The organism is Prochlorococcus marinus CUG1435, from assembly GCA_017644375.1.
GTDB classification, from domain to species: domain Bacteria; phylum Cyanobacteriota; class Cyanobacteriia; order PCC-6307; family Cyanobiaceae; genus Prochlorococcus_A; species Prochlorococcus_A marinus_AH.
In genome coordinates, this window is record JAEPLP010000001.1 from 87,792 (window position 1) to 112,108 (window position 24,317).

The following is a 24,317-nucleotide window of genomic DNA, read 5'->3' on the forward strand; positions in this document are numbered from 1 at the left end:
GTAAAATTCAATGATTACTATAATTTACATACAAAATACATTTATTTGTTAAAAATGTAGATAATTCAAATATCTTGAAAATTTTTGAATATATGAATAATAATTTTAAAAAAAATTTAAACATTCCTAATTACTGGAATTGGAATGGTTTTAAAATTTGTTGGAGTGTTACAGGCGAAGAAAATGAGATTCCAATTATCTTTCTCCATGGATTTGGAGCAAGTCGAAAACATTGGAGAAACAATTTAGAGTATTTTGCGAAAAAGAATTTTGCCTCTTATTCTTTGGATTTAATAGGATTTGGGGATTCAGATCAACCTGGGATTAGACAAATTGGAAAATTAAATAATGAGATTTGGTCTGATCAAGTGAAAGACTTTATTGCACAGGTAATAAGACCAAAGAATTCTGGGAAAGTAATTCTTATTGGCAATTCACTTGGATCACTAGTTGCTTTAACATGTGCTGTTTCATTAGAGGATCAGATTGCAACAGTTATTGCATCACCTTTGCCAGATCAAATTCAAGAAAATAAAAAGTCCATAACAAAAAAACCATCATTTAAGAACTTTCAAGATAGATTCATAACAATATTTTTTTTGTTTTTCCCTTTGGAGATTATTTTATTTTTAATAACTAAATTAGGGGTTATTAAACTGGGACTAAATTCTGCCTATTTCAAAAAAGATAATATTGATCGCGAACTAATAGATTTGGTAACAAAACCAGTTTTAAGGAGAACTTCAGCTAGATCATTAAGAGCAATGTGTATTGGAATGTCTTGTAGAGATGAAAAATTTAAAGCTTCTCACCTTTTGAAAAAACTTAGCGCATCAAAAAAAGTTCCTTTTTTATTGATTTGGGGCGAAAAAGATAATTTCATACCTTTGTTTGTTGGTAAAAAGATTGCAAATTTCCATAGATGGGTAAAATTAAAAATAGTATCCAATTCAGGGCATTGTATCCATGATGAAGACCCTTCAGTATTCAATAGAATTTCTTATGAATGGATTAGAGATTTAAAAACCTTTTAAAATATGAAACATACATTATCAGTTCTTGTAGAAGATGAATCTGGAGCCTTGAGTAGAATCTCAGGTCTCTTCGCCAGAAGGGGATTCAACATAGATAGCCTTGCAGTAGGACCTGCTGAATCTAAAGGGATTTCAAGGTTAACAATGGTAGTAGAGGGTGATGATGAAACTCTTCAACAAATGACTAAGCAACTTAATAAGTTATTTAATGTTCTGGGAGTTGTAGATTTTACTAATCTCGCAGCTGTTGAAAGGGAATTGATGTTACTAAAAGTTTCATCGAAAGAAGATACTAGGAGTAATATCCTTGATATAGTACAGATTTTCCGTGCAAAAGTTGTTGATGTATCAGATATAGCCTTAACTCTCGAGGTAGTTGGAGATCCTGGGAAGTTAGTTGCTCTAGAGAAATTACTCGAGCCATACGGCATTCTTGAAATAGCGAGGACTGGTAAGGTAGCTCTTAAACGCTCTTCAGGAGTTAATACAGAAATGTTGAAAATAAATAAATATTCTCTAGAACTTTAATTAGATATCTGGACTGCCTTGATGTAGTCTTCTTTATTGATTTTTTCGAGTACGTCTAATCCTTTAATAATCTTTCCAAAAATCGAATATCTTCCATCTAGTTCTGGGATCTTAGTCGTTACAAAAAAAAATTCAGTAGATGAAGACTTATTCTTACCGCTTTTAACCATAGCGATTGATCCACTCTCAAAAGTATTAACTAAATTTACTGTTTCACTAGGATTTTTTATTTGATAGCTATATCTTGGTTTTATTTCTTCTTTGAATTTTATTTCTAAAGGTATTGTTGGACTTGTCTTATTCAGGTTTTGTTTTCGTTCTATATAAGATTTATTTTCTGGATTAACGCCGCCATGTATAAACCTTATTTGGGGATAATTTATTATTTTATAAAATTTTTTATTTTCATAAATATTATTGTCTATATTTTCCAGAAAATTTGATACTGTTACTGGGTTATCTTTACCAAATAATTTTACCTCAAAATCACCTTTTGAAGTTTTAAAATTAACCACCTTATTATTCTGCACACAACTAAATTTAAGTTTTTGGCAGTAATAATTTGGATCAATCTTACTTTTATAACTACAAGCTTGAACCAAAATCAAAACCTGTATAAAAGATAATGTTTTTAAAAAATATTTTTTTTTTATTTTAGGCCCTCCAAATTAACATCTAAAAATTTAGCTAGACGAGCTCCTTCTTCTTCAACCTGAAGCAGTGGTTTTAGTTCACCTGCTCCGCTTAAAGGGAGAGGTTTTTTTCTACCTTTTAGTACTAAGGCAATTCTTCTTCTAGGATTAAATCCCTCACTTATATCCAACTTAACAGATTTAATTTCATCAAAATTTAATTTAACTTCAACATCTTTAAATAATCCCTTTCTTTTTATTTCTACAGATTTTGAGGATTTATCAAAATAATTACTTCCTGAACCAAAGTTTATGTAAACCAAATACCATAAGTAAAGATTTAATAAATTAGCTATTACTCCGTATGCTCCCATTATTATTCCTTGAGGGATAAACAACAAAGTTGAAGGATTTCCTAAAGGTAATAAATCCCTTCCTGTGTAGCTAGATATAGAGGCCAAAAGAAAACCAATACCTCCTATAGTCAACATTCCTCCAATAATATAATTTGAAATTTTTCTTGATCCACCAATTTTTTGTTCGATTTTATCGAATGACGTGAGGTCTGAATTCATTTTTATCTTTTTTTAGAGCCTAATTCAGATAATTTAACAAACAAAGGGAGTATTCTTACCTAATTTTTAATAAAAAAGTCAGGAAAGCTTTACAAGGCATTTCAGATATACAAATATTTCCCCACATTACTCTCAATCTTTGTTACAGTCACTGCGTATCCCGAAGCTAAAAACGATTTCTCATGACGATCGCAGTTGGTAGCGCCCCACAAAGAGGATGGTTTGATGTCCTCGATGATTGGTTGAAGCGCGACCGCTTTGTATTTATTGGTTGGTCTGGACTACTTCTACTTCCTTGTGCATACCTTGCTATAGGTGGTTGGTTTGTCGGAACAACATTTGTTACCTCCTGGTACACACACGGAGTTGCAAGCTCATACCTCGAGGGTTGTAACTTTTTAACAGCAGCTGTAAGCACCCCTGGTGATGCCATGGGACACAGTCTTCTATTTTTATGGGGTCCTGAAGCCCAAGGTAGCTTTGTAAGATGGCTACAACTTGGTGGCCTTTGGAACTTCGTTGCATTACATGGAGTATTTGGCCTAATTGGTTTTATGCTTCGTCAATTTGAAATTGCTGGCCTTGTTGGAATTAGACCATACAACGCACTAGCTTTTTCAGCTGTAATTGCAGTATTCACAAGTATTTTCCTTATTTATCCTTTAGGACAGCATAGTTGGTTCTTCGCACCTTCATTCGGTGTTGCAGCAATCTTCCGTTACATTCTGTTTATTCAAGGATTTCACAATATTACTTTAAATCCATTTCATATGATGGGTGTTGCTGGAATTCTTGGTGGTGCTCTACTTTGCGCTATTCATGGAGCTACAGTACAAAATACATTGTATGAAGATACAAGTATTTACACAGATGGTAAGGTACAAAGTTCAACATTTAGAGCTTTTGACCCAACCCAAGAAGAAGAAACTTATTCAATGATTACAGCGAATAGATTCTGGAGTCAAATCTTCGGTATTGCTTTCTCAAACAAGCGTTTCTTACATTTCTTGATGCTATTTGTACCTGTTATGGGTATGTGGACATCTTCAATTGGTATTGTCGGCTTAGCACTAAACTTAAGAGCTTATGATTTCGTAAGCCAAGAAATTCGTGCAGCTGAAGATCCAGAATTTGAAACTTTCTATACAAAAAATATACTTTTGAACGAAGGTATGCGAGCATGGATGTCTTCTGTGGATCAACCACACGAAAACTTTGTATTCCCTGAGGAGGTTCTTCCACGTGGAAACGCCCTTTAATAACTTATTAAGAGCTCCAAACCAAAGTATTGAGGAAACTGGTTATGCCTGGTACGTAGGCAACGCTAGATTAATCAATTTATCTGGACGTTTATTAGGAGCTCACATTGCTCACTCTGGACTAATAGTCTTTTGGGCAGGAGCAATGATGCTCTTTGAGGTTAATCATTTCACTTTTGATAAACCAATGTGGGAGCAAGGTTTAATCTGTATGCCACACGTTGCAATGTTTGGCTATGGTATAGGCCCAGGTGGTGAAGTTACTGATATCATGCCTTTCTTCCAAGCAGGTGTGGTTCACTTGATAGCTTCAGCTGTTCTTGGTTTTGGTGGTATTTACCATTCATTAGCAGGCCCAGAGAAATTAGAAGAAGATTTCCCATTTTTCTCTACTGATTGGAGAGACAAAAATCAAATGACTAATATCCTTGGATACCATTTGATTGTTCTAGGTGTAGGTGCATTAGCATGGTCAGTTAACTGGTGTTTTATTGGCGGTGCATATGACACATGGGCACCTGGTGGTGGTGAAGTTAGACTTGTTAACCCAACCTTAGATCCACGAGTAATTCTTGGTTATTTATTTAGATCTCCATGGGGAGGCGCTGGTTCAATAATCGGTGTTAACTCTATTGAAGATATTGTTGGTGGACATGTTTATGTGGGTATTACTGCAATTATTGGAGGAATATTCCATATCTTTACCAAACCTTTTGGATGGGCAAGAAGAGCATTCATCTGGAACGGAGAAGGACTATTAAGTTATGCACTTGGTGGAATTTGTGTAGCAAGTTTTATTGCTTCAACATTTATCTGGTTTAATAACACTGCTTATCCTTCAGAATTTTATGGCCCAACAAACGCTGAAGCTTCACAGGCGCAAAGCTTTACTTTCCTAGTGAGAGATCAAAGAATTGGAGCTAACGTAGGTTCAACAATGGGACCAACAGGTCTAGGTAAGTATCTCATGAGATCTCCTACTGGTGAAATTATATTTGGTGGTGAAACAATGAGATTTTGGGATTTCAGAGGCCCATGGTTAGAGCCTTTAAGAGGACCTAACGGACTGAGCCTTGAGAAAATCCAAAATGATATTCAGCCTTGGCAAGTAAGAAGAGCTGCTGAATACATGACTCATGCTCCTAACGCTTCTATCAACTCTGTTGGTGGAATCATTACAGAGCCTAATGCTGTTAACTTCGTCAACTTAAGACAATGGTTAGCTGCAGCTCAATTCTTCCTAGGATGGTTTACTTTCATCGGTCACCTTTGGCATGCTGGACGTGCTAGAGCAGCCGCTGCTGGTTTCGAAAAAGGAATCGACAGAAAGAGTGAACCAGCTCTAGAAATGCCTGATTTAGATTAATTTCTATTTCAAAAAAAAGCCCTATCTGAAGATAGGGTTTTTTTGTTCAATTTTATTATCTATATAAATTTTTTCTGAGCCATGGCAAGCTTAAGCCCATTACATTACTGAAACAACCTTCTATTTTTTCTATATATTTTCCGCCTATACCTTCCAAGGCAAATCCTCCAGCGCAATATAAAGGTTCATTTGTATCTACATAACTCTTGATTTCCCAATCTTCCAAATTAGAAAAATAAACTCTTGAACTTACTGTTTTTTTTATTATTTCAGTGATTTTAAAAATTTTTGAAGTTGAATCAAAATTCCCAATTATTAGGGTATGTCCAGTATGTAAAAATCCAAATTCTCCAGACATTTTTTTCCATCTAATAAATGCCTCCTTTTTATTAGATGGTTTTCCATAAGCTTCTCCTTTAAACTCAAAAATTGAATCGCACCCAAGTATTTCCAAAGGACCATAATTAAATTCTTCGGGCAGTGATATGTTTTGAATATTTTCATATAGACTATTAGCCTTTTGAAAAGATAATTCCAAAGCTAAATTAAATATATTCTTTTCTTGGATAGTAGTTTCATCAAATTCACTTGATATTTGGATAAATTTGATTTGACAATTTTCTAGTAATTTCTTTCTAGATTGTGAAGCAGAGGCTAGAATTAACACAAATTTTTTACCAAATTATAATTCAATTTAATAATTAATAAATTTTAAAATTAATATAAATTACTAATGGAGTTAGAAGCAAAATTACTTGAAATAAAGAAACCAATAATGGTCCTAGGCACTTCCAGTGGAGCAGGGAAATCGTTAACAGTTACTGCTATTTGCAGGATTCTTAAAAATTTAGGAGAAGAACCAATACCTTTTAAAGGACAAAATATGAGTAACAACGCTTGGGTTGATTGGGAAGGTGGAGAGATGGCATATTCACAAGCACTTCAAGCTTTTGCTTGTGGTATTAATCCCTCTGCAAAGATGAATCCCATTTTATTAAAACCACAAGGAAACTCAATAAGCGAGGTGATTCACCTCGGCAAAAGCATAGGGACCACAACCGCACAAAATTACTATAAAGATTGGTTTATTCCAGGCTGGGAAGTAATTAAAAAAAGTTTGAAGTCTATTTACGAAGGTAATCCGAATTGCCGTTTAATTATCGAAGGGGCTGGAAGTCCAGTAGAGATGAATTTAATTCATAGAGATCTGACTAATTTAAGAGTTGCTAAATATTTAAATGCAAATTGCATTTTGGTTACTGATATTGAAAGGGGAGGTGTATTTGCACAAATAATTGGTACTCTTGAATTAATGAATCCTGAAGAAAAGAAGCTTATTAAAGGAATTATTATCAATAGATTCAGAGGAGACCTTTCATTATTTGAAAATGGGAAGAAATGGATAGAGAATAAGACTCAAATCCCTGTTATTGGAATTATTCCATGGTTAAATGATTCATTTCCTCCAGAGGATTCTTTAGATTTAATAGAAAAAAAATCACTTACTAAAAATCCTGAAGTCAGAGTCGGGATTATAAAATTACCATCTATTAGCAACTTCTCGGATTTTGATCCACTAGAAAATGAAGAAACAATATTGATTGAATGGATTAGAAAATCACAAAATCTAAGTAAGTATGACTTCATTATTCTGCCAGGCAGTAAACAAACGATTAAAGATCAAATATTTCTTGAAAATTCTGGCTTATCTAAGGATATAAGGGACTATTCAAAAAACGAAGGAAATATTATTGGAATATGTGGAGGTTTACAAATGTTAGGCACTTCACTTGAAGATCCGTATTTTAAAGAGGGTTCCAAAAATTATTCTGAACAAAAAATTAAAGGTATTGGATTATTACCATTAAAAACGACTTTCTTTAAAAAAAAATTAACACGTCAAATTAACTCTAAATCTTTATGGCCGTGCCAATCAGAAATTAATGGATTTGAAATTCATAATGGTCAAACTGTATTAGATGATATCCAAAGTTCATTAAACATTAATCCTATTTTTGAAGATTGTGATCTTGGTTGGTACAAAGAAAATAAAGAAGGTGGCACTATTGCAGGAACATACATTCATGGGATCTTTGAAAATGACAGTTGGAGAGCGCAATATATTAATTTAATAAGGAAGGGTAAAAATCTTCCAAGATTAAATAAAAAAATAATATCTTATAAAGAGAAGAGACAATCCATTATTGATAATCTTGCGAATGAATTCCACAAACATTTAAATCTCAAATCATTTTTAAGTTGAAAGAAACAAACTATATAAAAGTAATATGGCCAAACAATAAAGAAACATTTGTTTCAGATGGTGATGACTGGTTTTCTTCTGCTGAAAAAGCAGGTTTAGAAATCCCTGCTGGCTGCCTCACAGGAAGTTGTGGAGCATGTGAAATAGATGTAAATGGTGAAACAATAAGGGCTTGTATCAGTGAAATTAAAAATAATAAAAAATGTATGTTACGGGTTTCTTTAACTACAGATCCCTTTTGGGAAAACTAAAAGTCTTTTTAATATAAAAAATTCAACTTAATTCCAAATTTATATTCATTATCTTTCAGGAGTTGTCCAATATCTTGAACTCCTGCGGCATTAGAATAATACAAATCTATTGACTTTTTAGGTGAGAAAGAATATCTCAATGCAAGAGATGTATTTATATCCGAATCTTTTTTAAGTGAAGAATTAATTTCTGGGATAAGCATCAAATTATCTGATAAATTGATATAACTTGAAAAGCCGATCCCACCAAAACTTTCCACACCGCTAAAAAAATATTTTGGGCTTATATTTAACGCTAACCAATCATTTATTCTAAAAGTATTTATCAATTCAGAGAATATATATCCTTGATGGTTACCACCTTCATTCCTTCCTAAAGATGTTCTTAATGTCATCCAAAAAAGATCATTCTTTTGAGGGCTAAAAATTAATAGTTTCCCTCCAAATCTATAATTAAAAGTATTTTCATTTAAATATATGCTTTGTAAGTTAGAGTTTTTTTCATTTTCTAAATTAACGCCATTAAAAAATCCAGTGCTTAATTCTAATTGGAATAAATTTGACAAAGAATAGCCGTATGAAGAAAATAAGTTTCCTTTTTCATCATAATTTAAACCTATTTGAGTCATACCTTTTTCTGGGAACAATGCATTTTCTACAGTTAAACCTCCAAAAAGCAACAACTTGTTGTTTTTATTCAAAGGAGCAAGCTCAGTATCTTCTAAAAAAGGTTGATATTTTCCACCTATGTAATAAAGTGGCTTATCATCTGAAGGTATTGTTAATAAAGAAGTAGAGGGCGTAAGGCCATAGCCATTGGTAATTTTCCCCTCAATGCCTACGACAGGGCTCAAATCCCAATTAAAACCATAGCTATAAATTGATTTCCTCTTGAAATCTAAATTTTCATCAAAGCTATTATTCCCAGGACCAAATAAATAAGTGTATGAACCTATTAATTGAAAATTTGTCGCAATGTCAAGATGTAATCCTGTCGCCAAAAAATAATTATTACCATAAAAGTTTTTCCCAACATTTTTATCTCCTATTTTGTCTGGGATAAAGTTTAATCCTGGAACAAAAGAGAATTTTGTTTGATTATTTAATTGACTTGTAAATGGGAAAGAAAATGAATAAATAAATTTCTCATATCTATCTAGACCAAAAGAATTATCGGTCTCGTTATAGATACTTTTTGTATTACCATCTCCGCTACTAACAACCCAATACTCTAAGGAGCTTGCAAAAGAAAATGAATTTTTAAAATCTCTAGATTCTAAAATTTGCTTCTTATATGAAAGCGCAATACTTGCCCAATTATTTGGAATCAATTTTCCTGCAATCAAATTATAAAGTGGATCATCTGTTTCAGAAAAATAAAATGAAAGTAATGAATAATCACTTAAACCATAATGAAATTTAAGACCATAGTTCTGATTTCCAGTTCCTCCCTCTGCACCACCACTAAAAGATGAAACCCAATTACTGGAGAAAATGAAATCACCAGTACTCAGAAAATTATTTAAAGGAATATGTGGTTGTATTTCTAATGATTCTTGATTATTTTCTTGATTATTTATAAATTGATTTTTTTCATTTGTCTTATTATTTATAGCCTTTTCTAGGTAATTATCTATATTATTTATATTTTCAAAATATATTTTGTCATCGTTATAGGATTTCCAAATAATTTTTTTTTTACTATTTAATTTTTTATCTCTAACCCTTTCCCATTTTATTGTTGATTGACTTGTTTCTTTTTTAATTTTTCCTGCTAAAACATCAATTAAATTAAATAATTGACTTAATAAAAAAATATAAAATATTAACCTCATTACAACAATCTTTTATTTTGAATGAATCCGTTATTAAATCATACTCTTTATAAACTAAATCCATCAATTATGTATATTTGAGCAAAATAAAATGATCCTTAGAGCTTAATCTTAAAAATTTCATAAAATCTTTTTATAAATTTATCTATCCATATCTAACAGCACTTTTTTATATTCATAAATGGTAGAGTTCTTACTATAAGACCTTTTAACATCTGAGAAGACTATAGAACACACCTGAACATGTTCTTCGTATCGAAAAGAATTGCCCGCCAACAAACCCACCAACAGCTACTTTTCTTTTAAGCAAAATTTAAACTTTGTATTAAATATTTAAAAATCTGAAATTAACTCAAAGAGCTGATTCTTCAAGGGTACAAAATAATTGTTTATCCGTTAAATAGTGAAATTTGAAATCGTACGGAGAGGGTGTACGTGGATCCAAAGTCTCATTATATGTAATTATGTATGAGGCATCAAAAAGTTGCATTTGATAGATGTCTGGTTCTCACGACTAGTTCAAAGATTCAATCACCTTTAAATCTCTTTTTACATGAGATTTAAATCATTTAAATCAAAATATAGAGACATTACTTTTTCTTTCAATCCTGTATCAATATTATATAGAAAATCTTTTTTTGATTCTCTAAATTCAAAATCATATTGTTCTTCTATTTTCACTAATTTTTGAATTTGAAACCAATAATCCTTATTCGAACAGAGTTTTTCATAGGATATAAAATGGACATTTTCCATGTTTTTTAAAGATTGAAAAGCATTACTATAGGTCTGTTCCCATTGTTCAATCCAGTGATTTATTTCTAAGTCATTATGAAAATTTAGACTTTGATTATGAATAGGAATATAATTGGGACCAAATTCTGTATGTCCAATCCATTTCATATATTTTGATATAAAGTTATCTTTTTTAGAATCTTCAATAAATTTTTTATGCTGGGTTAGTAAAGAATTTGCATGCTGTATTGGTTCTCTGAAAGGAATAAGTATCTTTGAGTCAGTAAAAATTGATGAAATTAGTTCAACTCTTTTTATGTTTTGATTATTTTTACTAAGGTATCTCTCTTTTTTATTCTTATGAACAATACTCCCCACATAGACTCTAAAATTATCTTCTAATTTTCCATACTCTTCTTCGGCAAAAGTTTTCCAAAATACCTCCTCGAATGCTTCTGGTGATTCTGTTGAAACTTTAATTCCATCTCCATGTGCTCTTTCCTTTAATTCTAAATCTCTTTTATTAAAAGATATTTTAGACCAAAGATTTGGAGCAAGTACGAATGGCATATCAGCATAAGAGAGAGATGCAAAAATATTTGATTTATAAAGTGCATTCAACAATATAGTTGTTCCTGCACGTGCAAGTCCTGTAATAAAAACATGGTCTCCAGTCTTACTTGACGGAGCGATATTAGTACTTTCAAAATCAAAAGTTACTTCTCTCATGAATTGCGATGAAAGAGCAAATTTATGCAACTTTTGTTCCAACCAAGAATAATTATTCATCTAAAAATTAGTTTTCTAATGTAGGCGTAACTAAATGCAAGCAATATAGATTCGATTATTCCTTTCCAAGAAAATATGAAAGCAAGAAAACCGCTAAAAAAGTTATCTGCAATAACAAAAATAAAAATAATCAAAAATATAATTAATAGCATTAGCATTGAATACTTCATCATCTGCAATGAATATTTGGGAATAATATTTTCTTTCCAGTGATCACTAATATTTTTGTTCTGTATGGTAGAGATTGCTTTCTTACTCACTTTAATGGTTGATGAAATTAAGGCAAAGTAATTTGACCTGATCAATATTTCAATAGACAATAAACAAATAACAAAAAGAATGGAATGATTCAAAGTCTTTTATTATTGACTTCTTTGGATAACATTTTTTTCTTAACCTTTTTATTTTTTAAAGCACGTTTGATTGGATAATATAAAATTCCCCATAAACCTAAAAAGAATGCAGCGATTATTCCAAATATAGCAGCAATAACTCCTCCACCCATTCCAGGACCTATATACATCAGTAAAGAATTTAAATTTGAAAAAAAATTAAAATTCATAATGGATTCAATCATTGCATTCACCTCTTGATAATAAGAAATTTTCTATTTTATTAATATCTTCATTTTTATATAAAATTCGAGAATTACCAACTCTATAAATATTTCCATCATCAGCTCGGTTTACATAGGACCATCTTAAGGAAGAATCTGCATCAAAATAAAGTTTCCTAGAATGATCTGTCTCCTCAACAAAAAGATCTCCATTCGGAAGGATCTGACTTATTCCTGATGTTATTGTTCTTACATCATTTTTAATCAAAGTTTCATTTAGATAAGTAGAGTACTGACGAGTCTTGAAATCAAAATTAACTACTGTGTTATGTCCATCAACAACATCACCACCGACAAAATCCTTCGAATTGTTATTAAAAACGGATATAGTATGGTCATTCAATATATCCACATCATGTTGATGAAAAAATGGACCCGTTCCTATCCATATAACTTTATCATTTGAGGGTCTATACAATAAAATCATTGACTGATGTCTTAAAGATAAAAAGACATCTCCTTTCTTCCAAAATTCTCCATCAAAATTTACAGGTTGAATATCATTTAAATGGATTGGATCTTTTGTGAAATTCCTATCACCGATAGCAAACAAGAGATACTCAAGACCATTATCAATAAAAATTTGAGAGACAGACTTTCGAAAAATGATTTCTCCATCTGGAGATAATTTAACAATTGCATCATCGTAATAACCTCCATCTTCAATGAGATCTCTTCCGACTTTTTCTACAGGTAGAGACTGAGGGTAAATGTATGAAGGGACCCATATATTTTCTTCAATATCTATTTCTATAGAGTGATGGAACCTGTCTTTAGTATTTTGAAAAACCAAATTAGAACAGCTATCTATTTTCATTAGTGGTGATGAATTAAAAACTAACCCTCCATCTTTAGTTAAATTTGGATTTGATAATGTAGTCCTTGAGTTATTGTGATCACGATGTACATATTTAAATTCATCTATCTTTTCTAATGATTTAAAAAATTGATTTATATCAGGGTTCCAGGTATGCAATATATTAAAGTTCTTTAGATCTACAAGTTCAACAATTCCTTCTTTTAAATCACCGTCATATCTTGAGAGAATTAGATAAGATTGATTTGTATTTGGAGTTCCATTAAAACCGCTTAATAGGGGAAATCTATCAATAACTTGCACATCACTAGATTGTTTAATTGCCTTTTTAATATTTGCAGGTATTTCTGAAAGAAATAATGCAGTTTTTGAAAACGGTCCGAATCTTTTTTCCCCAAGCATTCCATCTCTTACAAGAATCCCAAAAAAAACTGTTAAAGGAAAACTCAATAGTACGAATAAGAAAAGTATCCAGATTTCAATTTTTTTATTCATTATTGCTCACGAAAAAATTTAGTTAAAAAGTGACCTGACCTCATCATCAGACATATTACCTATATTAAACTGTTTAGAACCGGTATCTCTTGTATAGATTAAAAAAGATTAAAGAAAATACAGGATGGACAGCCAGAGCAATGGAAGAAAAAATAAACTGGCAAAAAGAATTAATAGAAAGCGGAAAAATATAATGATAAATTTTCAAAAAATCTTCTTGAACATGGAGCAAAAAACTTTATGCAAGGAATCAATCTTGGATATATGTATTCAAAATGAAGAAAAATAAGAGGTTTAGATAAAGATGATCCAGTAGAAAATTCAGGTCAAATGCAATCTTCACAAAAAGAGTTTGAGAAGAAAATTAAATGAAGGTGATACCTTCTTACCTCCAGAAGAATATGAACAACTCATTTAATAACAAGTGATCTTGAGGAATCCACCAACACCAAACTTTGTCAAACACATACCCACCCACCAACACATTAAAAATATCCACCAACACATCCACCAACACACATAAAAATAAAAAACAACTATAAAGAAATTGATATTTCTTAGAACTCTTATCTATCACTGCAATTTAAATAAAAACTCAAAAAATTAAGAGTCCTAATTATCCTATTAAAACGGAGAGGGTGGGATTCGAACCCACGAATAGTTTATCTATTAAACGATTTCGAGTCGTTCGCTTTCGACCACTCAGCCACCTCTCCAACAATATTGATTATCTACAAAATTATATTCTATTTATTGATCTTAATTTTTAATTCCAACCTGTATCTTTCATCAATTTTATTGCGAGAGAGTTGTTAACTCCAAGATCATCTACAGTAACCTTATCAGGAGTAAATTGTCCAAAATCCCTTACGATAGGATTTTGATTAACCTCTTTCAATGGATGTTCAAAGGTAGGTGCAGCTAATCCTTTACTTCCGACAGGAGATGCTAAATATTCAAGAAGCTTAATAGCTTCAGCTTTATTTGTGGCAAATTTCGCTACTCCACCAGCACTTATATTTACATGAGCAGGGTTAGGAGTAATAACTTTTGTTTTTTTTGCATAAAGAGCATCTCTCCTGCCATTAACCCCAGCCAGCATCCTTGCAACATAATAGTGATTAACAATTCCTACTCCACATTTTTTCTTAGAAACTGCTCTAATAATTGAAATATCTCCGGGGAAAAAAGGTTCTGAAACGTTAGAAATCATTCCGCTTAACCAAGCTTTAGTTTCCTTCTCGCCTTTATTTACAATTTGATTAGCGACTAAAGATTGATTATATGGACTTTTTCTGTTCCTCAAACATACTTTACCTTTTAAGGATGGATCAGCTAAATCCGTATAATCTTTTATCTTATTAACATCAACAACTTTTGGATTAGCAACCAAAACTCTCACTCTTCTAGTTAATGCATACCATTCCTTACTTTTATCTTTTAGCCCAATTGGAACATCATTTTCCAAAGATTTTGATTCTATACTTTGGAGTAATCCAGCTTTAGCAGCATTTGTGATTCTTGCAGCATCAACTAGTAATATTAAATCTGCTTGAGAATTCTTTCCTTCTCTTTTCAATCTTTCAATTAAAGATATTCCTGCCGCTTCAATAAGCCTAACCTTGATTCCTGTTTCTTCAGCAAACTTTTTGAAGACACTCCTATCAGTATTGTAATGTCTACCTGAATAAACTTTGACTTCTTTTTCTGTTGAATTAGCTGGAATATTTACATTCAGAAAAAAAGCACACGTTAATACAGAATAAAAAAGTTTGTTCAATTTTTGCACTTTGATAAAATAGTATCTATGGTTACTTTATATCTATCTTCATAACAAAGACTTAAAAAGATATTTTCTATACTCAACTTTGTATCATTTTTAATATCTAAAATGAATTTTTTAACTCATAAATTATTAAATACTGAAGAAATAAAATCATTAAGAATAAATCTTAAAAAGGAAGATTTACCTTGGGAAGATGGAAAAAAAACTGCAGGAAATCATGCTTCTTTAGTAAAAAATAATTTACAACTTGATAGAAAATCAGATATTTCAAAAAGGCTTTCGAATCTTATTGTAAAAAAAATACTTCAAGATGATTTGATTAAAAGCTTTTCACTACCAAAAATAATTCATGGAACCATGTTTACAAAATCATCTAAAGGCATGAAATATGGGCGACACATAGATAATGCATATATGTCATCAGGGAGAGCTGATCTGTCCTTCACAATTTTTCTTTCAGATAAAGATTCCTACCATGGAGGCGAACTATTTATTGAAGACCTTAATTCAGAGTATAATTTTAAGCTCGAACCAGGAGAAATAATAATTTACCCAAGTATACACTTACATTCAGTTAAGGAGGTTATTAGCGGCGAGAGGCTGGTTTTTGTTGGATGGATTGAAAGTTATATAAAAAGTATTGAAGAAAGAGAATATTTATTTGATTTAGATGCAGGAGCTAAAACACTACTATCTAAGCATGGGAGATCAGATGGACTTGATCTAATTTTTAAATCTTATTCAAATCTTTTAAGAGTGCTGGGCGATTAAAAAAGGATCATTTGATACATCAAATAGAATATGAATTTTAAAAAGTATAAAATATTAGAAATTATACTAATTTAATGCCAAAGAAGAGTTCTATTTCAATTTTTATAGCTGCATCAAGCGCATTAGCAATTGCAGCTACAAATACTAATGCTGTTAAATCAGGAGATAGTGGGTTAGGTGGATTAAAAGAATGGAATACAGACATGCCAATTGATGCAGATTTTAAACTAGATGCAGATGCACAAAAATTAGCCGATGAAGCAGCAAAATCAAGTACTTGTGTACCAATTGGAGAAGGGGAAAACTGCTGGTAAGTGAGAGAGAAAAAAAAACGCCCCGGTAGGGCGTTTTTTTTTATTTAAGATTCACATTAGAACTTAAATGTAGTCTCTAAAACTGCTCCAGAGACATCTCCTGCCTTTGTTCCATTTCTGTCAATTCCTCCGAAGATCGCAGGTGTGACAGTTACTGAATCATTTGGCTTGAATGAATAATAAACTTCATAAGCAAATGGACTTACGTTATCTAAAACTTCATTAGTCGTAGGTCGACCAAATGCAACGCCAATTTTATCATCAGCGCTGAAAATATCCATCCAATTCAAACCTACAAAGTAAGCTGTGGAGTTAGATTGATCAGATGAAGTATCACTATATGAAGTTGTATCGTAACCTACTGATATCGAAGGAGTTATTGTTCCAGTCTCCTCTGGTCTCCACCATCCTCTTAAACCTACTGATGACAAACCACTTCGTGCTTCAGCATCACCATTTACATCACCTGCTTTGTAGTAACTATCACTCCAACCATTAGTTTTGACATTTAGGATTGCGGAGGCAGAATATCTTGGTTTAGTAAAACCAATCTGAGTTGCCCAACTTGTTTTAGTCTCATCAGTAAGTAGACCTGTAACTACATAATCACCTGATGTAGCAGTACAAATATTTGCATTCACTCTACAAGAAGTAGTTGATTTAGTACCAATATTTGAACTTATAGCAAAGCCATTATCAGCTTTATAAGCCCAGCCTGCACCAGTGTCAGTACTTGCACCGTAAGCATGACCATTACCACCAAGTGCGAATTGTTTAGTTACTGGCTTGTAAATAGATGGAGCAGTACCATGCATGTAGTAGTTTTCAATTTTTGGGCCTACCCAAACAGTATTTTGCTCACCTATAGGGAATTGATACCAAATCTTGTCAACCTTAAGATCATCACCATTACCTTTTGCAGAACTTAAATAGCCACCATAAGTTGTTGACTTCATCCAGTCATTGGTATTTCCAGATTTAAGTCTCACATAAAGGTTATCGTCACCAGTGAAACTTGTATTAAGGTTCATTGTGTAACTATAGTAAGCCTGAATAGCTTCATTCTGAGCTGCAAGATCACGATCGTATCTCATAGCACCCATACTAAAAATGGCTTTACCATCTAAAGTTGTTGTGTCTGAAAAACTACCAGCCTCAATAACCCCCTGTTTGGCTTCTAATCCATCAACACGGCCGTTGAGAACTGCAAGTCCCTCTTTAACATCGTTAATAAAAGTTGTATTATCAAATCTTTGAGCTTTTGACTTGCTACGTCCATAGCTATTCATTGCTTCAAGATTTATCGTTTCGGAAGCTTGTGCTGCAATTGGCGAAAAAACACTCAATGCGGCAGATGCAACCAAAAGTTTTTGGAAGAGTTTCATTTTACCTCACACTAAAAATACCCACAGTGATGGGTAATTAAATTGTATCGAGCGCAACTTTTTTGGGGATAACAAATAGATGCTGTTGGAAGTATCAAATTTTACATTATTCTTTATTTTGTATTTTTTTTAATTATCTAGGTTTCCTGTCTAATGGGAAATTTAAAAATTCTCTTTCTTCAATCCACGTTGAAGCAACTTCTCTTGCTAATTTTCTAATCTTTTCAATATATTGAGCACGATCTGTAACTGAAATTACTCCTCTTGCATCAAGCAGATTAAAAGTATGACTGCATTTAAGAACAAAATCAAGCGCAGGATAAGTTAATTTCTTTTCAACTAAAGAACATGCCTCCTCTTGGTAAATCTCAAATAATTTCCTAAGATTATTAGCATTAGATTCATTAAAATTATATGAGCATTGGCTTTTTTCAAATTGAAGCCAAATATCACTATAGTTCAAATTTTTATTCCAATTAAGATCCCAAATACTTTCCTTATCCTGCAAGAACATTGCAATGCGCTCTAACCCATAGGTAATTTCAATAGGGATAGGATTACAATCGATTCCCCCACATTGTTGGAAATATGTAAATTGGGTAACTTCCATACCATCCAACCAAACTTCCCAACCTACTCCCCAAGCTCCAAGTGTTGGTGACTCCCAATTATCTTCTACAAATCTTATGTCATGATTTCTGTGATTGATTCCAAGAGCTTCTAAAGATGCCAAATATTTTTCTTGTATCCCCTCTGGAGAAGGCTTAATAATTACTTGATATTGAAAATAATGTTGTGCCCTATTTGGATTATCACCAAACCTTCCATCTGTAGGCCTTCTACATGGCTCAGCATATGCGACACTCCATGGTTCTGGGCCGATAGCTCTTAAAAAAGTATGAGGATTCATAGTCCCAGCACCCTTTTCAGTATCATAAGGTTGCATTATCAAACATCCTTCTTCAGACCAAAAGTTATTTAATTTTTGAATTATGTTTTGAAAAAACATGCAGTCAATATGTTTAAGAACTATGTGAAATATCTCCAACTATAATATCAGAGGTTCTTAGGAAGGTAATATTAAAAACTTTAAGTACAACGTAAATTTACCTGAAAAAATTTTTTTAACTTTAATTAGTTAGTAAAAAAATCTAATGGCAAAGGTCCGAAAGTATTGGATTCGCTATTATCATCATTGAAGTGACATGTTAATAAAATTCCCTCTCCGAGTCCATTTTCAGATCTAATAAATACATTTCCAGTTTTTTGATTAGCTTTTAAAAAAACATTTCCATTGGCACGAAGAGAATCTAACTCTGAAAATTTAATTGAGGAATATTTCTTAGAGATAGATTTTAATGCCCTAATAGCATCAAAATCAGAATTCGCCATTATTCCTATGGTTAACCAATCAGAATTCAAGATATTCACTTCAAGTTCCTCTAATAGTTTTTTTAATTTAATTTTACTTAAGTGAGGAGCTGACCTTAGTCCATTTAAGTCCAATAAATTATTTATTTCAATTTCCATGGATTCCTAAATCTTTTAATAAAAACGAAACAAATTCTATTAACCAAATGTCCTGCCATTCCATGCCCACATTGATGGAGATACGTCCTCGAAAGAGATATATACATTATCAATAGGAATACCCATTTTTTCATATACAAAATCGGAAATAGGCTTTGCCATATCTGAAGGAGACAAAGAACCTATTGACTTAATTTCTAGAAAACAAGATGGTCCTTGATCATCAAAATAAATTTCACACTTATCATCTAATTTTGCCATTACAAATCTTTTTGATTTATTTGTCAAAGATGAAATCAGTATTGAAAATTCTTCAAGGAATTTCTTTTTGTCTTCTACTTTTACTGAAGTAGAAACATTGATAAAAGGCATTTTTATGCTGCCAAATAATGCTTTTGATAATCAGTTTTTAGATGAACATTTTTATTTTTGTAACCTCTTTTGGATGATAGATATGCCATATCATATGAACTTATTCCATTTTTATAGGGATTGAAAAGAGCATTTTTAGACCTATTTTTTTTGCCCCTTTTAAATTCAATCATTTTAATATAATTATTAATTAATAATTTAACTTTTTTTGAATATATGTCTAGTTTTTTTCAAAATTTTTAATTAAACAAATAAAAATAAATTTTTGAAACGCAACTCGTTTTTCTATTGATTAGGTTTAATATATTACGTATTTATTTATTAGTAACTTATCTTGGAAGTTTTAAACAATTATCAAAGAAAAAAAATTGATGAGAATAATGATGAAGAATTTTATTCCGAACCAAAATTTGTTTATCATCTAGATTTAAATTTCAGGCAATATCTATCTTTTGTTTATGAAAATGAGATAGGAGATAATTCTACCGTACTTGATTTAATGTCCAGTTGGGATAGTTATTTGCCTAAAGGGAAAAAATATAAAAAAGTTATTGGACATGGATTAAACAAACAAGAACTTGAAAAAAACAAAATTTTTGATTTTTATTGGATACAAAATTTTAATTTTAATCAACATATTCCCTTAGAAAATGAAAGCATTGATTATTGTTTAATGGTTGCTGCTTGGCAATATTTACAATATCCAGAGAATTTAACAAAAGAAATTGCAAGAATTTTGAGTAGTCAAGGCAAAATAATTATTGCTTTTTCAAATAGAGCCTTTTGGCATAAAGCTCCTAACATATGGACTTCATCTTCCGAAGAAGAAAGATTGAAATATGTAAGAAAAGTATTAATCTCAAATGGATTTAATGAGCCTAAAATTATAAAAAAGTTTAATGAACCACAACTTAACATCTTCAATTTTTTTAAAAAAGACCCATTTTATTGCTTAATTGCTAGGAGGGAGTAAATAATTACTTTTATTAAATATAGAAAGAATCCTAGTTACAGTTATCAGCTATAGAACTCATAGCCATACTTTGAAATTTTTACTAATATTGGGTAGTTAAGAATAATCATATGGGTTCTAAAAGAGAAAAATATCCTGAAAAATGTCCTTGGGATCTGGGTCCTAATCAACATTTAGCCAAAGAAGACAACTGGACTTTAAGATTAGGAGAAGCAAATGTATGCTTCAGCAAAAACAAATTAGATAATAATTATTTTCATGTAATTAGCAATGAAAATGAAGAACAAATTTTAGCTTTTAGAGCAAGACTCCTATATCAAAAGCTACTTGATAAAGGATTTAGACTGGTTGAGTAAAAATACTAATTTAATAATCGTAAATCCTTGAATTCAAACTTTTGTGTTTCTTCTTTTTGATTTTGGTTTAAGTATTTTATTGTCCTAGAATTTAATATCCAATAGTCCTCTTGACCTACATTGACAAATTCATCCTCGTATTCCAATTTTTGAGAATTAACATTTAGCGTATCTGGATCAATTTGTTGACTACTATATTTTTTACTTAGTAAACCAATTCCAGTATCAAAGAATTCTTCAACAAAAATCTCAATTATAGTTCCATGAATTTTTCTATAAACCATATTAATACTGTTATTTTTAACTCTATATTTATCGCCTTGATTCTTACCTGAAACACTCATTTCGATCCCACTTTCAGAATTTTGGAGCAAATTAAAATCATTTTCTGAATGCACAGATTCGAATTCTCTTTTGACCCTGTGTATACACACCTCAAATAGTTGAGAGGCAATACTTTTAACAACTTTCTCATCTTCTATTTTTTGAATATTTGGCTTAAAGTCTTTACCTAATACAAAGTTACCTCTATAAATATTATTGTTAATCAATAAATTACATTTACCTTGGTAACCCTTAAAATTATTTTTCCATGTGTACCTATTTTCAAACGCCTTTCTGAAAATCTCCTTACAATTAATCTCTTTTAGATTATCCATTAATTTTTTGAATACTTAAATAAATTCTACAAAAAAAAACCTCCCTACTTTGAGGAGAGGTTTTTTAAAATTAAACTAGTTTTGCGTAATTTTTGTATTTTCAATATTATCAAAAGCCTGACCAATTTTCTTAAAATCAAACCCCATTGCTCTTAGTGCATGCCAAAGGTGACCTTGTAAGAAAAAGAAACCCAGATAGAAATGAGTATTGGCAAGCCAAGCTCTTGAGCTATATGTACCTGAACCTAAATCTACTGTATCAGTAAAATAAGGTGCAAATTCAAATTGAAGCTTTAAAGGTTCCCCATAAAGATCAACTGGATATATGGTTGTATTTGAAGCACACCAAAAAGCGGCAACGAAAGCCATATAAGAAACACCTACCACTGAATATGACAAAATTGCCTCAGCACCAAGTAATCCTTTTCCTTTGAATTCTGTATATTCTCCAAATTGTTTAGTACAAATATGGAAAACGCCTCCAATTATTTCGAGGAAAGCCAAGAAGGCATGTCCTCCCATTACATCTTCAAGGCTATCTATTTTTAAGAAATCAAATTGATGATTCCAAATAGCGGCGATATCTAAATTGTAAATAACTTGTCTTGTAGATCCTATCGCTGGGTCGTAAATTCCATGAATTCGAGCCCATTCTACGAACATTATTGCCCCAAGTCCAAGAAAGATTAGATGATGACCAAGAATAAAAGTTAATTTATCTGGATCATCCCATTCGAAATCAAATTTTTGTGGCTTACTATTCTCTGGATAGTCTCCAAGATCGCCTGCAAATTTATTGGAGTGTAATAACCCCCCAGCACCCAATACTGCTGAGAAAATTAGATGTAATGTGCAAATTACAACAATTCCATATGGTTCTGTAATTACACCATTTTCAACGCCACCAATTCCAATGCCCGCTAGGTGAGGCAAAACAATTGCTTTTTGTGCACCCATTGGAATACTGGCGTCGTAACGAGCTAATTCGAATAATCCAAAAGCTCCTGCCCAGAACATCATTAAGCCTGCGTGGGCAGCATGAGCTGCTATGAATTTACCTGAACGGCCAACAACACCAGAATTTCCTGCGTACCAGTCATAGGTGACATCAGCTTTTCCGTAAGTTTGTAACACTTGATTTAAGTAAACAGCAAGTTGAGCATATTGCTAATCAGTATTGTTTTTTACATATTCTTTACAGATTTAATTACTTATGTAAAAAAAACATATCGTGAAAGAACAAATGTTACAAATTAGGAAAGTAATATCTTTGAAATATTATGCCAATGAAGGGATTTCGCCCTTTAGCTGAGAAGCCCATGTTTCAAGACGTGAATCAGTCAAATCAGATTCACTATCCTCATCAAGAGGTAATCCACAAAAACTTTCTCCAATAACACTTTTAGACTCATCAAATGTATAAGAAGATTTATCTACATATCCGACCATTTCGGCACCTGCTTTAGTGAAGTAGCTATGAAGTTCTTCCATTGCATCACAATAATTTTCTGTATAGGTGGAAGAATCTCCTAAACCAAAAATTGCGACCTTTTTGCCGGATAAACTTAGTTCTCCAATATCTTCCAAAATTGAATCCCATGCAGTTCCTGATCTTTCTTCATCTGCGCCGGTATTCCAAGTAGGTATTCCGCAGATAATCCCATCAAGACTTTCAAATTCTGAAAGGTCATCCAAATCAGATACATCTTTAGGTGATTCTGCTGAAGATATAAAATTATGAAGACGATCAGCTACGTCTTCAGTTTTTCCAGTTGTAGTTGCGTAATAAATTCCTACAGTCATAACTTCAAAAGTGTTTACCTTAAAATAATAAAATCTAAAAACGTTAAATTAATTTCTTTAAAAACTTTTTCATGTATGATTTTATACTAAACAACGTAAGCAAATTTTCTTGGAAATAATCTATAAAATAAATATTTAAACATCGTGACTGACAAATTCCAAAATGACATCAAAAGTCTTGTTGAAGAATTCAACTTCAAAGGTGAAAAACGATTTAAATTAATCGTTTTATTAGGCTTATTAGGAGATTTTGATAGTTTTGAATATGCAATAAATCTTCGAAATTTTATCGATAATCATCAATGTATAGATTTAGATATTTTTGCTATTGCCATTGGTACCCAAAAGGGAAAAGAAAAATTCTGTAACTTTACTGGCTTTTCTGAAGAGAATTTAATAGTTGTCTCTGATAACCAAATCCATAATAATCTTAAAATTTCTAGAGGTTTAGATACAGGTTTAGGCGGTTGGGTCAATATGCTTTTTATGCTAACTGGAATAAATTCTCTTAAAACAATCAAGGAGGTTATTAGAGGTTATACAGGAGACCGTAAGGCGAAACAAATTTATTCAGAATTTGACAAAATTGACGTTTTGGAATTTTTAAATTTTTCAGGTAATTCTTTCAGCCAGGTTTTCGGAGATGGTTATTTAAGACCATTTGAATTGGCAACATTTAGATTAAACAATATGAATGAAATAATCCAAAATTGGGGTGATTATATTCTTCATGCAAAATATCTTCCTCAAAGAGGAGCTTCCTTTTTATTAAATGATAAAAATCAAGTTATTTACAAATTTTTCTCAAGTGATGTTCTTGGATATTCATCAAATATGAGAGATCCTTTAGAATTTTTATCTGATTTAATTAAAAAATAATTTTATTCCTTTATGAATATAGACATATTTGGATACCTTGCCGCGATATTAACAACAGCTGCATTCCTGCCTCAGTTGATAAAGACACTTAAAACAAAAAAGGCAGATGATGTTTCTTTGACAACTTTAATAATGTTCATTATTGGAGTTTTGTTCTGGATTATTTACGGTTATAAAATTTCTTCCACACCGATATTGATTGCAAATTTGATTACCTTAATATTAAATCTCTTGATATTAATCTCGAAATTATATTTTTCAAAAATCTCAATTTAACAGTAATTACCTTAATAG

General features: G+C 31.6%; 28 protein-coding genes and 1 tRNA gene. 12 read left to right on the forward strand and 17 right to left on the reverse strand.

What is annotated here, in order from left to right:
* Positions 1–92 precede the first annotated feature (92 nt).
* Together JJ844_00585 and ilvN are read left to right on the forward strand one after the other, a co-directional pair.
* Entirely contained in the window at positions 93–1,034 is a 942-nt protein-coding gene (locus JJ844_00585) for an alpha/beta fold hydrolase (GenBank protein MBO6974175.1), read from the forward strand.
* Positions 1,035–1,037: 3 nt separating this feature from the next.
* Positions 1,038–1,562, forward strand: a complete 525-nt coding sequence (ilvN, locus tag JJ844_00590; protein ID MBO6974176.1) for an acetolactate synthase small subunit — start codon at positions 1,038–1,040, stop codon at positions 1,560–1,562.
* Here ilvN and JJ844_00595 read toward each other — a convergent pair.
* Both JJ844_00595 and JJ844_00600 read right to left on the reverse strand, forming a co-directional pair.
* Positions 1,559–2,164, reverse strand: coding sequence for a peptidylprolyl isomerase (locus JJ844_00595; protein ID MBO6974177.1), 606 nt, complete (start codon positions 2,162–2,164; stop codon positions 1,559–1,561). The two genes, ilvN and JJ844_00595, sit on opposite strands and share 4 nt — an antisense overlap.
* Before the next feature lie 47 nt (positions 2,165–2,211).
* Positions 2,212–2,769 (reverse strand): photosystem I assembly protein Ycf4, encoded by a 558-nt coding sequence (locus JJ844_00600; protein ID MBO6974178.1) that lies wholly within the window; start codon positions 2,767–2,769, stop codon positions 2,212–2,214.
* A 182-nt stretch (positions 2,770–2,951) separates the two neighbouring features.
* On the opposite strand from JJ844_00600, the gene psbD reads away from it, so the two are divergent.
* Both psbD and psbC read left to right on the forward strand, forming a co-directional pair.
* Positions 2,952–4,028 carry a photosystem II D2 protein (photosystem q(a) protein) gene (gene psbD, locus JJ844_00605; protein ID MBO6974179.1) on the forward strand — a complete coding sequence of 359 codons (1,077 nt, stop codon included), beginning with the start codon at positions 2,952–2,954 and terminating at the stop codon, positions 4,026–4,028.
* Positions 4,012–5,394 (forward strand): photosystem II reaction center protein CP43, encoded by a 1,383-nt coding sequence (gene psbC, locus JJ844_00610; protein ID MBO6974180.1) that lies wholly within the window; start codon positions 4,012–4,014, stop codon positions 5,392–5,394. The genes psbD and psbC overlap by 17 nt, the downstream gene beginning before the upstream one ends.
* A 55-nt stretch (positions 5,395–5,449) precedes the next feature.
* On the opposite strand, the gene maf is transcribed toward psbC, so the two are convergent.
* On the reverse strand, positions 5,450–6,061 hold the full coding sequence (gene maf / locus JJ844_00615) for a septum formation protein Maf (protein ID MBO6974181.1): 612 nt from the start codon (positions 6,059–6,061) through the stop codon (positions 5,450–5,452).
* 66 nt (positions 6,062–6,127) lie between these two features.
* Between maf and JJ844_00620 the strand changes: the two genes are divergently transcribed.
* Together JJ844_00620 and JJ844_00625 are read left to right on the forward strand one after the other, a co-directional pair.
* Positions 6,128–7,657, forward strand: a complete 1,530-nt coding sequence (locus tag JJ844_00620) for a cobyric acid synthase (GenBank protein MBO6974182.1) — start codon at positions 6,128–6,130, stop codon at positions 7,655–7,657.
* Entirely contained in the window at positions 7,654–7,908 is a 255-nt protein-coding gene (locus tag JJ844_00625; GenBank protein ID MBO6974183.1) for a 2Fe-2S iron-sulfur cluster binding domain-containing protein, read from the forward strand. The genes JJ844_00620 and JJ844_00625 overlap by 4 nt, the downstream gene beginning before the upstream one ends.
* An 8-nt stretch (positions 7,909–7,916) precedes the next feature.
* On the opposite strand, the gene JJ844_00630 is transcribed toward JJ844_00625, so the two are convergent.
* The 6 genes from JJ844_00630 to JJ844_00655 all read right to left on the reverse strand — a co-directional run bounded on the left by JJ844_00630 (position 7,917) and on the right by JJ844_00655 (position 14,984).
* On the reverse strand, positions 7,917–9,743 hold the full coding sequence (locus JJ844_00630; GenBank protein ID MBO6974184.1) for a hypothetical protein: 1,827 nt from the start codon (positions 9,741–9,743) through the stop codon (positions 7,917–7,919).
* Between the two features lie 549 nt (positions 9,744–10,292).
* The gene (locus JJ844_00635) at positions 10,293–11,267 is read right to left on the reverse strand and encodes a sulfotransferase (protein ID MBO6974185.1); all 975 of its coding nucleotides are present in this window, start codon (positions 11,265–11,267) and stop codon (positions 10,293–10,295) included.
* A gap of 349 nt (positions 11,268–11,616) precedes the next feature.
* Positions 11,617–11,844 carry a hypothetical protein gene (locus JJ844_00640; protein MBO6974186.1) on the reverse strand — a complete coding sequence of 76 codons (228 nt, stop codon included), beginning with the start codon at positions 11,842–11,844 and terminating at the stop codon, positions 11,617–11,619.
* Positions 11,837–13,195, reverse strand: a complete 1,359-nt coding sequence (locus JJ844_00645; protein ID MBO6974187.1) for an arylsulfotransferase family protein — start codon at positions 13,193–13,195, stop codon at positions 11,837–11,839. Before JJ844_00645 ends, JJ844_00640 begins: the two co-directional genes overlap by 8 nt.
* Before the next feature lie 630 nt (positions 13,196–13,825).
* Positions 13,826–13,911, reverse strand: a tRNA-Ser gene (locus JJ844_00650).
* A gap of 50 nt (positions 13,912–13,961) precedes the next feature.
* Positions 13,962–14,984, reverse strand: coding sequence for an extracellular solute-binding protein (locus JJ844_00655; GenBank protein MBO6974188.1), 1,023 nt, complete (start codon positions 14,982–14,984; stop codon positions 13,962–13,964).
* 102 nt (positions 14,985–15,086) lie between these two features.
* On the opposite strand from JJ844_00655, the gene JJ844_00660 reads away from it, so the two are divergent.
* Together JJ844_00660 and JJ844_00665 are read left to right on the forward strand one after the other, a co-directional pair.
* Positions 15,087–15,752, forward strand: coding sequence for a Fe2+-dependent dioxygenase (locus tag JJ844_00660; protein MBO6974189.1), 666 nt, complete (start codon positions 15,087–15,089; stop codon positions 15,750–15,752).
* Positions 15,753–15,826: 74 nt separating this feature from the next.
* Positions 15,827–16,066, forward strand: coding sequence for a hypothetical protein (locus JJ844_00665; protein ID MBO6974190.1), 240 nt, complete (start codon positions 15,827–15,829; stop codon positions 16,064–16,066).
* 56 nt (positions 16,067–16,122) lie between these two features.
* Here the strand turns inward: JJ844_00665 and JJ844_00670 are convergent, their stop codons facing one another.
* The 5 genes from JJ844_00670 to JJ844_00690 form a co-directional block, all read right to left on the reverse strand.
* Entirely contained in the window at positions 16,123–17,451 is a 1,329-nt protein-coding gene (locus JJ844_00670) for an iron uptake porin (GenBank protein ID MBO6974191.1), read from the reverse strand.
* Positions 17,452–17,584: 133 nt separating this feature from the next.
* Positions 17,585–18,460 (reverse strand): glycine--tRNA ligase subunit alpha, encoded by an 876-nt coding sequence (gene glyQ, locus JJ844_00675; protein ID MBO6974192.1) that lies wholly within the window; start codon positions 18,458–18,460, stop codon positions 17,585–17,587.
* Positions 18,461–18,585: 125 nt separating this feature from the next.
* Positions 18,586–18,975 (reverse strand): DUF1824 family protein, encoded by a 390-nt coding sequence (locus JJ844_00680; protein MBO6974193.1) that lies wholly within the window; start codon positions 18,973–18,975, stop codon positions 18,586–18,588.
* A 45-nt stretch (positions 18,976–19,020) separates the two neighbouring features.
* Positions 19,021–19,353, reverse strand: coding sequence for a hypothetical protein (locus JJ844_00685; GenBank protein ID MBO6974194.1), 333 nt, complete (start codon positions 19,351–19,353; stop codon positions 19,021–19,023).
* A 2-nt stretch (positions 19,354–19,355) separates the two neighbouring features.
* On the reverse strand, positions 19,356–19,526 hold the full coding sequence (locus JJ844_00690; protein ID MBO6974195.1) for a hypothetical protein: 171 nt from the start codon (positions 19,524–19,526) through the stop codon (positions 19,356–19,358).
* 161 nt (positions 19,527–19,687) lie between these two features.
* Between JJ844_00690 and JJ844_00695 the strand changes: the two genes are divergently transcribed.
* Both JJ844_00695 and JJ844_00700 read left to right on the forward strand, forming a co-directional pair.
* Complete coding sequence (locus JJ844_00695) at positions 19,688–20,326, forward strand: methyltransferase domain-containing protein (GenBank protein MBO6974196.1); 639 nt, start codon at positions 19,688–19,690, stop codon at positions 20,324–20,326.
* A 110-nt stretch (positions 20,327–20,436) separates the two neighbouring features.
* Positions 20,437–20,682, forward strand: a complete 246-nt coding sequence (locus tag JJ844_00700; protein ID MBO6974197.1) for a hypothetical protein — start codon at positions 20,437–20,439, stop codon at positions 20,680–20,682.
* A 5-nt stretch (positions 20,683–20,687) separates the two neighbouring features.
* Here the strand turns inward: JJ844_00700 and JJ844_00705 are convergent, their stop codons facing one another.
* The 3 genes from JJ844_00705 to fldA form a co-directional block, all read right to left on the reverse strand.
* The gene (locus tag JJ844_00705; GenBank protein MBO6974198.1) at positions 20,688–21,341 is read right to left on the reverse strand and encodes a DUF3386 domain-containing protein; all 654 of its coding nucleotides are present in this window, start codon (positions 21,339–21,341) and stop codon (positions 20,688–20,690) included.
* A 75-nt stretch (positions 21,342–21,416) separates the two neighbouring features.
* On the reverse strand, positions 21,417–22,475 hold the full coding sequence (locus JJ844_00710) for a chlorophyll a/b binding light-harvesting protein (GenBank protein ID MBO6974199.1): 1,059 nt from the start codon (positions 22,473–22,475) through the stop codon (positions 21,417–21,419).
* A 144-nt stretch (positions 22,476–22,619) separates the two neighbouring features.
* Positions 22,620–23,144, reverse strand: a complete 525-nt coding sequence (fldA, locus tag JJ844_00715; protein MBO6974200.1) for a flavodoxin FldA — start codon at positions 23,142–23,144, stop codon at positions 22,620–22,622.
* A 144-nt stretch (positions 23,145–23,288) separates the two neighbouring features.
* Between fldA and JJ844_00720 the strand changes: the two genes are divergently transcribed.
* Together JJ844_00720 and JJ844_00725 are read left to right on the forward strand one after the other, a co-directional pair.
* Positions 23,289–24,023 carry a hypothetical protein gene (locus tag JJ844_00720; GenBank protein MBO6974201.1) on the forward strand — a complete coding sequence of 245 codons (735 nt, stop codon included), beginning with the start codon at positions 23,289–23,291 and terminating at the stop codon, positions 24,021–24,023.
* Positions 24,024–24,035: 12 nt separating this feature from the next.
* The gene (locus JJ844_00725; protein MBO6974202.1) at positions 24,036–24,299 is read left to right on the forward strand and encodes a SemiSWEET transporter; all 264 of its coding nucleotides are present in this window, start codon (positions 24,036–24,038) and stop codon (positions 24,297–24,299) included.
* The last annotated feature ends 18 nt before the right edge of the window (positions 24,300–24,317 follow it).

Coding starts and splice junctions, on each gene's coding strand:
- psbD (MBO6974179.1), top strand. CDS start 2,952: ATGACGATCGCAGTTGGTAGCGCCCCACAAAGAGGATGGTTTGATGTC.
- JJ844_00725 (MBO6974202.1), top strand. CDS start 24,036: ATGAATATAGACATATTTGGATACCTTGCCGCGATATTAACAACAGCT.
- JJ844_00635 (MBO6974185.1), bottom strand. CDS start 11,267: ATGAATAATTATTCTTGGTTGGAACAAAAGTTGCATAAATTTGCTCTT.
- JJ844_00645 (MBO6974187.1), bottom strand. CDS start 13,195: ATGAATAAAAAAATTGAAATCTGGATACTTTTCTTATTCGTACTATTG.
- JJ844_00685 (MBO6974194.1), bottom strand. CDS start 19,353: ATGCCTTTTATCAATGTTTCTACTTCAGTAAAAGTAGAAGACAAAAAG.
- fldA (MBO6974200.1), bottom strand. CDS start 23,144: ATGACTGTAGGAATTTATTACGCAACTACAACTGGAAAAACTGAAGAC.
- JJ844_00585 (MBO6974175.1), top strand. CDS start 93: ATGAATAATAATTTTAAAAAAAATTTAAACATTCCTAATTACTGGAAT.
- JJ844_00620 (MBO6974182.1), top strand. CDS start 6,128: ATGGAGTTAGAAGCAAAATTACTTGAAATAAAGAAACCAATAATGGTC.
- glyQ (MBO6974192.1), bottom strand. CDS start 18,460: ATGTTTTTTCAAAACATAATTCAAAAATTAAATAACTTTTGGTCTGAA.
- JJ844_00630 (MBO6974184.1), bottom strand. CDS start 9,743: ATGAGGTTAATATTTTATATTTTTTTATTAAGTCAATTATTTAATTTA.
- ilvN (MBO6974176.1), top strand. CDS start 1,038: ATGAAACATACATTATCAGTTCTTGTAGAAGATGAATCTGGAGCCTTG.
- JJ844_00670 (MBO6974191.1), bottom strand. CDS start 17,451: ATGAAACTCTTCCAAAAACTTTTGGTTGCATCTGCCGCATTGAGTGTT.
- JJ844_00665 (MBO6974190.1), top strand. CDS start 15,827: ATGCCAAAGAAGAGTTCTATTTCAATTTTTATAGCTGCATCAAGCGCA.
- JJ844_00640 (MBO6974186.1), bottom strand. CDS start 11,844: ATGATTGAATCCATTATGAATTTTAATTTTTTTTCAAATTTAAATTCT.
- JJ844_00700 (MBO6974197.1), top strand. CDS start 20,437: ATGGGTTCTAAAAGAGAAAAATATCCTGAAAAATGTCCTTGGGATCTG.
- JJ844_00600 (MBO6974178.1), bottom strand. CDS start 2,769: ATGAATTCAGACCTCACGTCATTCGATAAAATCGAACAAAAAATTGGT.
- JJ844_00705 (MBO6974198.1), bottom strand. CDS start 21,341: ATGGATAATCTAAAAGAGATTAATTGTAAGGAGATTTTCAGAAAGGCG.
- JJ844_00690 (MBO6974195.1), bottom strand. CDS start 19,526: ATGATTGAATTTAAAAGGGGCAAAAAAAATAGGTCTAAAAATGCTCTT.
- JJ844_00660 (MBO6974189.1), top strand. CDS start 15,087: ATGAATTTTTTAACTCATAAATTATTAAATACTGAAGAAATAAAATCA.